Source organism: Paenisporosarcina sp. P4_E4_2 (genome assembly GCF_056401595.1).
In genome coordinates this window covers 1-12,474 of record NZ_JBFUJC010000003.1, presented here as the reverse complement: position 1 = coordinate 12,474, position 12,474 = coordinate 1, and the positions used below count along the sequence as shown (strand labels likewise).

Annotated in this window: 10 protein-coding genes; 1 reads left to right on the top strand and 9 read right to left on the bottom strand. The window is 39.4% G+C overall.

Annotated elements, in window-relative coordinates; translation table 11 throughout:
• Positions 1-164: 164 nt before the first annotated feature.
• The 9 genes from AC1DSB_RS01455 to AC1DSB_RS01415 all read right to left on the bottom strand — a co-directional run bounded on the left by AC1DSB_RS01455 (position 165) and on the right by AC1DSB_RS01415 (position 11,737).
• A complete protein-coding gene (locus tag AC1DSB_RS01455; protein ID WP_477585554.1) occupies positions 165-5,669 on the bottom strand; it encodes an S-layer homology domain-containing protein in 5,505 nt (1,834 codons plus the stop codon).
• 325 nt (positions 5,670-5,994) lie between these two features.
• Positions 5,995-6,552: a GNAT family N-acetyltransferase gene (locus tag AC1DSB_RS01450; protein ID WP_477531586.1), complete on the bottom strand. Its 558-nt coding sequence runs from the start codon at positions 6,550-6,552 to the stop codon at positions 5,995-5,997.
• A gap of 122 nt (positions 6,553-6,674) precedes the next feature.
• The gene (locus tag AC1DSB_RS01445; protein WP_477531585.1) at positions 6,675-7,112 is read right to left on the bottom strand and encodes a GNAT family N-acetyltransferase; all 438 of its coding nucleotides are present in this window, start codon (positions 7,110-7,112) and stop codon (positions 6,675-6,677) included.
• Positions 7,113-7,175: 63 nt separating this feature from the next.
• Positions 7,176-7,532, bottom strand: a complete 357-nt coding sequence (locus AC1DSB_RS01440; RefSeq protein ID WP_342542984.1) for a cupin domain-containing protein — start codon at positions 7,530-7,532, stop codon at positions 7,176-7,178.
• 60 nt (positions 7,533-7,592) lie between these two features.
• Positions 7,593-8,021 carry a GNAT family N-acetyltransferase gene (locus tag AC1DSB_RS01435; RefSeq protein ID WP_477531584.1) on the bottom strand — a complete coding sequence of 143 codons (429 nt, stop codon included), beginning with the start codon at positions 8,019-8,021 and terminating at the stop codon, positions 7,593-7,595.
• Positions 8,022-8,070: 49 nt separating this feature from the next.
• On the bottom strand, positions 8,071-8,424 hold the full coding sequence (locus tag AC1DSB_RS01430) for a VOC family protein (protein WP_477531583.1): 354 nt from the start codon (positions 8,422-8,424) through the stop codon (positions 8,071-8,073).
• 22 nt (positions 8,425-8,446) lie between these two features.
• Positions 8,447-9,916: an amidase family protein gene (locus AC1DSB_RS01425; protein WP_477585552.1), complete on the bottom strand. Its 1,470-nt coding sequence runs from the start codon at positions 9,914-9,916 to the stop codon at positions 8,447-8,449.
• Positions 9,917-9,968: 52 nt separating this feature from the next.
• The gene (locus AC1DSB_RS01420) at positions 9,969-10,304 is read right to left on the bottom strand and encodes a hypothetical protein (RefSeq protein ID WP_477585550.1); all 336 of its coding nucleotides are present in this window, start codon (positions 10,302-10,304) and stop codon (positions 9,969-9,971) included.
• A gap of 131 nt (positions 10,305-10,435) precedes the next feature.
• Positions 10,436-11,737, bottom strand: a complete 1,302-nt coding sequence (locus AC1DSB_RS01415) for an MFS transporter (protein ID WP_477585548.1) — start codon at positions 11,735-11,737, stop codon at positions 10,436-10,438.
• Between the two features lie 192 nt (positions 11,738-11,929).
• Between AC1DSB_RS01415 and AC1DSB_RS01410 the strand changes: the two genes are divergently transcribed.
• A complete protein-coding gene (locus AC1DSB_RS01410; protein ID WP_477531579.1) occupies positions 11,930-12,391 on the top strand; it encodes a GNAT family N-acetyltransferase in 462 nt (153 codons plus the stop codon).
• The last annotated feature ends 83 nt before the right edge of the window (positions 12,392-12,474 follow it).

Here is a 12,474-nt window from a genome sequence, read left to right as displayed (position 1 = left end):
GACGAAATCGCTACCTACTTGGCGATGTTTACTCCTAGCCCACCAGCGAAAGGTGCAAAGAACCTCTTCTGCGAAAAAGAGGACGAATGGTATCCCAACGTGTCCTTTTACTTGCTGACGATACATTAGCCAAAGAGGTGCGGAAGCCTTTTGATCTTTATTTATTATTTTTCAACAGATTCAATTTTGTCGAGCATGCGATATAAAACTACCGCTGTTTCCGCTCTTGTCGTTTGCTTTTTAGGATCGAACGTTCCGTTTGATCGACCATTGATTAAGCCCAGTTTACTTGCGTTGCTTACTGCCTCTTTCGCATATTTACTGATTTTCAAGTCATCCTTGAATTTGTCTTTTTGTGGCAAATTCGTCGTCAGTTCTGGGTTTGAATAGTCAATAGCACGCATCATCATGGCCGCCATTTGCTCACGTGTGATATCTGCGTCTGGATCGAATGAGCCGTCGTCCTTACCGTTTACGATACCCATGCGATGAGCCGCTTCAATTTGTTGGGCTGCCCATTTTTTTGAAGCTGGGACATCTTTGAATGTTCCCTTATAGTCTTCCAAAGGCACTTGCAGTGCTCTTACAAGAAGGACGGCGAATTCAGCACGTGTCAATTTTTGTTCCGGTGCAAATAATTCAGCTGTTTTACCTTCTGTTATAAAGCGTGAAGCTATTGAGTCAATTTCTTTATTAGCCCAGTGCTTGGCAGTATCTTTAAATGCGACCTTTGCAGACATGACCGTGAACATGGATGGATTCTTGGTTGAAACGGTCCAATAGCCATTCTTCTCATGCCCGCCAGCATAAACCCACGCATTCGCTCCATTGTCGTAATAGACTGCTGTCGTTCGATGTTTATTAATAGTTTGAGCTAACTTCAGTTTCAGTTCGACTGGATACTCAAGTGAGTCAATCTCTTTATCTCCTGCCATTAAAGCGATGTCCACAATATCCGTGTAACGATTGCCAGTTGGAAGACCGGCTTCTTTTTCAGCCTTAACAGTTGAAATAATCGAGATGCTATCTCGATTCTGCTGCAATTGTTTCGCAGCTTCAACTGGCAACACAACTTCATGACCGTTCTTCGTCAAGAAACGTAGGGGGGTGTCCGCAATGATTGCATTGGATATTACTTGTTTTGGAATGACCCATTTCACGCTATCGGAAGTTGGTATTTGGTCAAAAGTCCAAGAATCATTCGTTTTTGTTATTTGGCCTTCATTTACGTTAAAGATTTGTTCGTCTGTAACTGGTGGGATAGGCGCAGGAGAATTGTCGTTTCCACCGTTATCACTTTCTTGGTTACCTGTTGTGAACACGGAAACATCAGAGCGCATTTCTCCGCCAAATGAATCCTTCACTTGAACATACCAGCCATGTTTAGTCGAACGTTCGAGATTATTCCAATTTACTTCCGCAATCGAACCATCCGTGATGTTTTTAACTTCACCGATTCGTTCAGTCGTGAATACTTCTGCCTTGAACATATCTGTAGCAACAACTTTTTCTTTCGGCGTCAAGTCCGTTTCAATCATGAATTCATCTTTTCCTGGATAGTCTACCGGATTGTAGTAGTTATACTGATCTAGATAAGGTGAGTAGGTCTGCATCTGGATGGTGTTTTCAACCGGATTTACTTTCATAAGACGCAGGAAGCCTTGTCCGCCCTCAGGTCCGCCCTGATAATCGGCTAGCATTTGATACACTTTCCGATCAGCCGTACCGTCCATGTCATCATCGATTTCGTCGATCAGTGTTTCAGCGTCATGGTAATGACCTGACAATACCGCAATTACGTTTTCATTCGTCTTGACGACATCGTTGAATATTTCTTCACCGATTGGGCTTCTGTTGCCGGATACCAATAAATATTCATGGAAGGAAAGAATGGCTTTCTTTTCAGGATACTTGGCTAGGACTTCATTCATCCATGCAATATCCTCTTCATTCACTCCCCAGCCCATGTACATCATGATGAAATCATTGCCATTAGAACTGATCAGATCGTAATGGCCACGATTGTCTTTATAGGATTCCCCATAATAATCCTTGTCCATAAATCTTTGTTCCCCGAAGTATTTACTGTATTCATTATAGTCCCCTGTTTTGTGACCGACATCATGATTTCCTGCCAATACACCGTAAGGAATGTCTGCATTGTCAAGCGTGCCCATGAATGTATCCGCGCGCTCCCACTGAATCGGCTGATCGGCTTCATCGACCAGATCACCTGTATGGAAAACGTATTTCAAGTTCAGGTTTTGTTTCGCTTCAGCCATCCATTTCGTCATTCTTTCGAAGATATGTGGGTAGCTTTCGGAATAATATTGTGTATCCGACATCCAGATGAACGAATAATCGAAATCCGTCGTGGACGCAATTTCATCCTGTACCATCACTTGTACTTTTCCGTCCTTGACAAACTCTTTCCCGTTGACGGATCCATGTAAAATGAAGTTCTTGTCATCTTTTGCAACTTTCCATTCCTGCAGTTCCCATAAAGCATTTACATGATTCCAAACGTACATTGATACTTTACGGCCGATCAGTGATTTCCCTTCCCAGTTCAGGACGATTTCGTCATCTTTATCAAGATTTTCCCCTACAGCAACTTCAAATCGGTGATACGGGAATTTATCCAGTGAAGTAGTTTCAATGTACTCTCCGTCCACTTTGGCCATTTTATCTTTTGCCGTGACAACGGATTCACCTGCTGGAATCAGCTCTTTAGGCGGTTCCCGGTCTGCACTGTTTTCAAATACTGTGATTTCCTCTGCATCCGCTTCAAACTTGTGTCCTTTATAGAATGAAACATTCAGCTCATCCTTTGTAGGGTCTGTCACTTTCACTTGCAGTTTCGTCTCGTTCGGGTTGACGTTTTCCGTACCATCTACTGGAGAAATGATTTTCGGCATGTATGGTTTTTCTTCCAATACGGTAAAGTGAATATCTTTTTGTACTTCATTCATGGCAACATCTTTTGCCGTGAATGAAACTGTATGTTTGCCTTGTGCCAATTTTGCGGATGACGTCTCAAAAGGCAATGTGATTTTTTCCCCATCCAGCAACGCAGTCACGCTTTCAACTGAAGAGTACTTATCCTCAACCTCTGCCTGAATAATAAAGGCACCTTTGTATTCCTTTCCTTCTTCAATCGAAGGGGTAATGATTGGTGCACTGTTATCGATAATAACTTCAGCTTTTGTATTTTCTGCATCCTGCGCTTCGACCGTATGCGTTCCTTCAGTTTCTGCAGTTGTGTCCCAAGCGTAGGCTTTTGCACTAAATTTCTCATCCGGCAGATGGAAGCTGAAATCAATTACCGGCTTGGCACTCGCACCGTCTCCGACCGATAGCTCTTTTTCGATATCTTTGAATTGAGGATCGTAAAGAGTGGTACCATCCGCTAAAACTAATCGTACATTTTTGACATAGAAGTCATCGCGATTTTCTTCTGAATTTGTATCGAAAGGAGACACTTTTGTACCTGCACGTATCGATATTTTGGTATCGAGTCCTTGCTTAAAGTGATCAGGATCCACCGGTATGGTCAAGGTTGTATAAGTGTTAATTGTGTCATCGAAAATGTGGAGCGTTTCATTACCAATCGTGACCCCGTTTTTAAAGTATAGATTGACATTTTTCGCATCAAAGGCGAAGTATGCCTGTGTTGGTAGCGCAGGTTTGGTTTCGTCCGTGACATCCTTTTGATTAATTAATAGTTTTGAATCCTTGCCATAAGTTTTCAGCAAAACCGTTTTACTTAAATAAGAGCCATCTTCCACGTTCAATCCTGTTACAATCGAATCGTCGTTTAATATTTCGATTTTCTTAACATCCGAAGCAACCTCATTTRTGCCATCTGATACCTGAACGTAATAACTTAAGTTCTCCTTCCCAAGTAACTCTGGTGAAGCAACCGTATGAGAATAAACAGTAGAATCGTAGGTTTTGGTTAAATCGACCATACGATATTCGTCGGTTTCATTTGTTCTATAGAAAAGACGCACCGTTTTGACCATGGACTCATCCGTTACATCGAATGAAAGATCAAGATTTTCGTGTCCCGACGTCGGGATAGCTTCAGTCAAATCGCTGATTGAAGGCGCTGTTTTATCCTCAGTAAAAGTAACCTTGGCTTTTGGTATCTGGATTGGTGATAGGCTCCCTGGTGTCGCATTTTCCAAGCTGTGGCTGTATTTTTTCATGACAGTGGATTTGCCATCTGAAGGATACGTGTATAAAATGCCTTTGTTCGCAGCCACGTCATCTACATCCGGCTGGTCGTAATAATAGGCAGATGAAATATCAATGCCTGTATTTGTTGCGATGGCTAAACCGCGATGACTCGAGTTGGCCATTCCTCCAGATTGGATTTCCACGATGTCTACATTTTCAATCAAGTTCACATTGTAAATTTGGTTGAAATCAGCCACAGTCTTTTCTTGATTGCTCGCATTTTTAATCCAATAGACGATGGTTTTGCCACTAGGCAGGATAATATCCTCTTTATCTGCTTTCCATATCAAGTCCGCTTCCGGACCTTCCGCTGGATAACGATAGCGAATCTTGTAATCTTTCAAGTTAATGGCTTCTGCCGAATTGTTATACACTTCGATAAACTCATAGCCATCCAGTGATCCAACATTCGTCGAGTCTGGAACGAGCTCTGTCACAAGAAGTGCAGGAACATTTTGTGGGTTAACGTCCATACCTTCAATCAACACTTGATATTCTTCTGTCTTGGATGTATTTTGCCCATCAAATGCTTCAATGCGGTAGGTTACTTTGTTCGTCAATATTTCCGATTGGTCGATTTGGGTTTCAAACGTATTTTCTTCAGATGAACCGACCATATCCTTATGAAGCCAACTGCCATTTTCCGTCAGTTTGTAAAACAGTTTTACGTTTTCGAGTTTTGTTTCATCCGTAACCACTGCTTTGATGTTAAGTGGTTCACCAACCGCCACTTTGTCGATCGGTTGATGTGCAATGACAGGCGCTGCTTTATCCTCGACTATTGGGTCTGCAGGGGCTTGTCCCGTGATCAATCTACCTGGTGTCGGTGCTTCTGAAGACGTAAGAATGTCCATCGTTTTCCCGTCTTCCCCGGCTTTGTATTGAATGCCTTTATTTAAGCCGACATCAGCTTTTACATATTTTGCTGAAGTGAAAATATTGTTGGACATATCCGCAACCGATATCGTTCGCTCATCAGAGTTTGCCATTCCATCCGACTCGATGTAGGTAAACTGACTTTCCGATAACTGGGTATTGAATTCAGTATTGAAATCTGCAAGAGTCAGATTCGTATTTGCTTTATTCTTGACCCACACGACGAGTGTCTCGCCTGGAGCAATCGCTTTGTCTTCATTAAATGTCCAATCTACCATTTTCCCATCTGGATATCCGTAGACTAACTTGTAATTCTTTAAATCAATCGATTGGGTGCTATTGTTATATAGTTCGATAAACTCAAACGCATCCGTTGACGTATCAGCTACATTATTGCTGTTAGGCAACAGTTCCGTAATGAGGATTGGAGAGAATGCTGCGGCCTCGACATGTGTTTGGCTTTTCTGCAATAACTCAGTTGGTGATGGGATTACTGTGGAAAATGTTAAACTACTCATCAACGCTATAGGGACCAAAAATTTCTTGTTCATCTAGCAAAATTCCTCCCAAGTAAATATATTCCATCATCAGTTTACGGGAGAATTGTATGTGCATTATGAAGCAGAAGTAAAAGCTATGTAAATAAAAGGATTTTTATAAATAGAAAGTAAAGAGGAGATAAAGGAGGGACATTCGAAGATTATAAAACTTCCAGGAGATTTTAAAAGTTATAGACATTAGTTCTCTATATGATATGGATATATTTTTTAAAACGTTTGTAGAGGACATAACGGAAAGCATTGCGCCGTAATTGACGAAAAATGATACTTCATCACCCACCAGGATTCAATTCAATTCTTAATTTAATTCCCCATCTTAATAGAGATAACCTAGAAAATCTATATCGCCATCAGTCCATTCATTCATACCCATTTTCTTAATCATCAATTCACTTATTTCTTCATAGCCTATTCCCAGTATAGTTTGATTTCTATCATCGATTTTCAACCATTTACATTTGTTCTTAACAGATTTGTAGCCGTTCTTTAAATACAATGTTTGATTGTCGGCAAATAAAATTACAAAATCAATATCCTTCCCTACACAGTACTTATCAATTTCTAATAGTAAAAGTGAAGCTATTCCTTTTGAACGGGATTCCTGTGAAACACATAAATCAATTATCCCAAGCACTTTTATAAGTTTTCCATTAAGGTTCATAACTCGGTAATCTAACCCAACCTGTGCAAGAAGGTGTTTATCCTCGTTAAAGACTAAGAATCTAAAATGAGGCACTTGTTTAAAATAAATTCTATTGTTTGGATAAATACCATGAAAACTCTCAGTCAATAACTCTTGAATCTTCTCAGTTATTTCGTTATCAATTTCGCACTCTATGACCTTTTTTGTCTTCAAATTTCCTGCATTTTTCATCGTAAATTAACAATCCTTTCTTGAACTATCCTTCTTTTAGATATTTTATCAATCCAATTTATTTTGCCTTCCAAACTGTTTTCAAATAATTTAATTTGCCGCACTCGTTGGTTTGATTACTATTAAACTGAAAAATAATAAAAACTATTTGACTCTTTTATAAATCCAATTTTTTCGTAAAGTCTTTGTGCTGTTATGTTTTCCTTACCTGTCTCAAGCGAAACTCCTTTTGCGCCTGTTTCCTCTGCAAAATGAATTGCCTTCTTTATTAGATTCACAGCTAATCCTTTTTTACGAGCATTTTCTTTCACATATAAATCATTTAACACCCATGACCGCTGCATACTAACTGATGAAAATGTTGGATATAGCTGAACAAAACCAACAGGATTATTCTCATCGAAGGCTATAAAAATTACTGACTCTTCGTTAATCAACCTTTCTCTCAAAAACTCTCTTGCACCTTCCAAATTAGACGTTTGTTCATAGAACAATCTGTATAAATCAAATAGTTCTGTTAGCGACTCAAGTTCGTTTAATGTTGCTTTTTGAATTCTCATTTATGTCTACCTCCATTATCGTTCAACGATTTTGATGTAAAACACCCGTTAGCAAAACTATTACTATTTCTTTAATGGCATATATAAAGAAGGATTTAGTTCTGTACTTTCAATAACAATTGCAGTTAATCCATCATTTGATTTCGTTTCGTGCCACTCATCTTTCTCCCAAAATACAGCATCTCCAGATTGGACTTTAAAGTATTCTTCTTTATCATTACGAACAGTACCTTCTCCGGATAAGATCAACAAGAGTTGTGGAACTACCGCTTGGTGATAGCCTACAATACCATTCTTGTCTAAATGCATACAACCAATGTTAGTTGTCTTATCAGTTTGAATAATACGAGACATAATAAAATCTGAGTTGAATTTTGAAATCTGCTTACCACTTTCTTTATTAAATTGATAAAACTCCATTATGTACCTCCGATGACTTCGAAATATATTACTTTTTGTAGCTTTTCATATCGCCTACTATTAAATATTCAAATCCTTTTTTAAATAATAATGCGTGAATTCTCTGCCCACATTATCAATACTTCCGAATACTTGATAACCGTTTTTTTCATAGAAATCTAAGGCCTGAAAACTTAATGTATCTACCTTGATGAAATCGCATTTTTTCTCTAATGCGATTTGCTCGACTTCCATCAATAGCTTGGAGCCATATCCGAATTTCCGAGTTTCTTCATCAACGATTAAAGTGTGGATTTCTAACCAATTCCAGCACACTTCACCTAATAAACCACCACGAACAAGACCATTTTCATCTTTAAGAAATAAATTGATTTGTTCGTACCGCCCTCTTAAATCCTCTGGAAAATGAGCTAAGTTATATTTATATAGCTCATTATTAATGTGATTTTTGTCGTCATTATTTAATTCTCTTGTAATTTGAAAACTCATTATTTATTACTCCCTTTAATTTATTAGGACTCATTATCGTAAAATGTTCTTAACACTTACAAATCATTAAATGATTTCCATCAGGATCTTTAAAATTGAAATAGTGATTATGTTCGATATCACTTGTTAACTCAACTTGGTTTTTCTTCATGTACTGAAAAGCTTCTTCTATATTTTCTGTATTGAGATGGAATACAGGGTTTTTAAATATATTTTCTTCAGAGAAAATTTTGCTATCTAATACAATCCCCGTACCATTCATAGGTATTACATAAATATGACCAAACAGAATTTCTCCATCTGCTGGTACACCTAATATGTCACAATACCAATCTCGAGCTTGTTCTATGTTACTTACTGGAATAAAGACCGTTCCGATTTGATTTAGAATAGGACTATTCAATGTAACACCTCCATATTTAATCTCAAATTAACTTCGGTGGTTTCCGATGTTTAGTAGCTTGTTCAAAAGCATAAGCGAGTTTGATTAGTAACCCTTCACTAAAAGCAGCACCAGCAAAAGTAATACCACATGGCTTACCACTTTCCATGTATCCAGCAGGAATAGCAATAGACGGATACCCAGCTTTTGCACATATTGTGGAACCAATATAAGAAGGGAAAATGATTGCATCAAGGTCATATTTTTTCAAAGTAAAATCAATACCCATGTCCTGCGAAAAATACAGATCTTCCAATTTCGCATTCAAATATTCAGGATTTCTTAACGTGTTGGGTAAGGTCTCTCGATATTCCAACTTACCCTGACCATATTTTAATGCCCTCTGTTCATGCTGTTTATTGAATTGGATTAGTTCTGTGAAAGAATGAACTGGAACATAGGATGGTAACTGGGATAAATAATTTCCTAAACTATGTTTTAGTTCATATATAGATACTTCCCAACTCCATTCCCGATGGTAGGAAGGAATTTYGATATCCTCGATGACTTCTGCGCCTTCGCCACGTAAGGTTTGAAGTACATTGATAAACAGAGTTTTATCATATTCTCCTGATTGAAGGTAATCGTCAGAAGCATTATTGAATACGCCGATTCTGGCACCTTTTAATCCATTGGAATCCAAATAGACCGTATAATCCTGGAGTGAAATACCTTCACTTTTATATGTAGCTGGATCGCCTTTATCGAAACCTGTTAAGGAACCTAATAAGATAGCAGCGTCAGTAACCGTTCTTGCAAAAGGTCCGGCTGTATCCTGTGAATATGTAAAAGGAATAATCCCTGTGCGACTGATTAAACCTACTGTTGGTTTAATTCCAACAACAGAGTTTTGAATTGCAGGACTCAGAATGGAACCATCTGTTTCAGTGCCAACAGACAATACGGTGAAATTTGCAGCAACAGCAACGGCTGATCCTGAACTTGATCCACCGACAAAAAGGTTCGCATCTCCATATGGATTTAATACTTGTCCGCCTCTGGAGCTATAGCCTGCCCACATTTCATTCGACATGCCATTAGCCAGTTCTGTCATATTTGACTTACCTAGGATGACTGCACCTGCTTCACGGAGTTTTTGAACAAGGAACGCGTCTTTCATTGCAATATTATTTTCTAGTGCAAGTGTTCCTGCACTGGTATGCATGGAATCACTTGTTTCAATATTGTCTTTAAGAAAAACTGGGATACCATGTAAAGGCCCCCTCGTTCCTTTTGTTTTTCTTTCATAATCCATTGCTTCTGCAATAAATATGGCATCCGGATTTATTTCAATGACAGAATTTATTTTTGGACCGTCCTGGTCATACTTGGCTATTCTGTGAAGGTAATACATAACCATCTCTTTTGAGGTTATTTCACCGTTTTCTAAAGCGACCTGTATTTCATTGATTGTTATTTCTTCTTTTAAAAAATCATTAAACTTAATTTCCATGTAGTGCTCCTTTCTCAAAACCTTTTAGATTTAATGAAAGGCGATCAATAATTTAATTATTGATTACCACTGTTGTTTTTTTGACAGATGAAAGCTTGATTAGCCCCAACAATAAAAACAACATACTTACTGCCCATAAAACCCCAGCAAATCCTATTAGCAGAGAGATTTCTTCGGATGCCATTGGATGGTTTATATCAAAAGCAATCGCCTTTAGTGCTTGGCTTACGGCCAAACAAAAAAATACAAAAAAGCCAAGGACCAATGCATACGCCGCTCTGAATGGTTTTAGTTTTTTTGAGAATAACAATCTCAATACCACAATAAACGCGATACCCATTACGATCGAAAACCCAACGACTAACATACCCATTGTTTCCTGTTCCATTGGCATGTCTCCCCACTCCCAAAAGATTAAATTTTCACTTTATTTATTTTARCATAAATTTACAGAGCCATTGGTTGATTTTCAATAAACAAAGGGAGTTCAATTCATTTGCGAATTGAACTCCCTTTATCTTATTTTGTGTGTTTACGTGACCAGATGACAACTGGAATGAGCAGTAATGAGAGGAAACCTCCAACAAGTGACAGAGTGGAGTAACTAGTTAGAGCCACAAACATTCCGGAAAAGCCTCCTCCGGTTGCCCCTGCTAATGCTACCAAAACATCCACTTTCCCTYGAGTCTTTGCACGAGCGGTTGGGTGAGTTGAATCCACGATTAACGCTGTGCCACAGATCAATCCAAAGTTCCAACCAAGACCTAGGAGAACTAGTGCAATGATAAGTACTAGCATAGAATCGGCGGGTGCAACAGCCGCTACAATTGCTGCAGCCATTAACGTGGCACCAGCAGCGATGGTCATGACCATTCTTCCAAACTTGTCAACGAGAACTCCGGTCACCAAGGAGGGCAGATACATGGCCGCAACATGAAGGCCAATGACCATTCCGACTTCATCCAATCCATGTCCGTGATGCCTCATATGTACGGTAGTCATGGTCATAATGGCAACCATAACCATTTGGGTTATGACCATAACGGTTGCTCCAAGAACGATTCCTCGATTGTTGTTTGTTAATGTGTGGGAAGTCGTATCAACTAGATTACTCTCGTTCTTTATCTGCGCATCTGCAATAGCATTTGCTACGACGAGAGGATCAGGACGAAGGTAAACTAAAAGTACCAGACCTGCAACAATATAAGTTGCGGCTGCTAAAATGAACGGACCCGACAGTGCCGGGACACCAAGTGACGTAGCAAACTTGCCCATGACTCCGACCAAGTTCGGACCCGCAACTGCACCGAGCGTTGTGGAAACCATGGCAATGCTGATTGCAGTTCCCCTCTGTTTGGAAGTTGCCAGGTCAGTACCCGCATAACGTGCCTGTAGATTTGTAGCAGTGCCGAAACCGTAGATTAGCAAGGAAGCAAAAAGCAGATAGATGTTGTTAGTCAACGCTGCAATCACCACACCAATTGCCCCAATACCACCTGCAAGGAATCCAGTCGCGAGTCCAAAACGGCGCCCATAGCGTTGAGAAAGTCTCCCTACCACCAGTGCAGCCCCAGCAGAACCTAGTGTAAACAATGCGACAGGAACTCCTGCAAAACTATCCGTTCCTAGCATTTCCTGTGCAAGGAGTGCTCCGACTGTTATTCCCGCAGCTAGACCTGCCCCTCCGAATATTTGCGAAATGACTACAATCCATAAAGTCCTTCGATATAGCTGTTGTTGTTTTTCTGGAGAATCTACATAACTCTTTATCCAATCAGATTGATTGTTGTTGACTCCTGAATCATCAGGTTTTGGTGACATGGGTTTGTCCTCTTTTCTTAAGATACATCTCTATGAAGTTACTGAATCTTGTATTGTTTCTCAAAATAATTATATGCTCTAGAATTCAGAAAAGAAATTCATTATTCCCAACAGCAGCTAACTAGATGGCTCCATCTAGTTTTCGTATATAATTTAATGCATCAAATACCTGTTGGTAAGGAGCTAGTTATAATGGAAATAAGAAATGCTAAATTATCGGATGAACCTACAATCGCTGATTGGTTACAAAATGATACAGATTGTTTTTATGCAACAGGTGAAGACGTTTATTCTGCGGATATGTATCGTAGCTGGCATGAAGCTCCTGACCAATTTGGCTACATTTTAATGGAGGAAAAACAGCCTGTAGCTTATGGAGAAATTTGGGTAGACGTTGAAGAGCAGGACTTGGAACTGGCTCACTTGATTGTCCACCCTTCCTATCGCAACAAAGGAATCGGAAAACAACTTGTGCGAATGCTTCAGAAGGAATGTCTAGCCTATGATTACCCATGGGTTTTTTTAAGAATCGAGCCTGAAAATAGCCGTGCACAAAAATGCTACACAGGCGCAGGATTTATAGAAGATTTGAGTCTACGTACAACATTCAATTCAAGATGGATTTGGATGAAAGCTAAAAACGGAGAAGCATAAGAAAAAGCAGTTAGGAAAGTATCTCCTAACTGCTTTTTTTTGATTGATTTCAAAACCACAGTAAATATGGTGTGATTTATGAT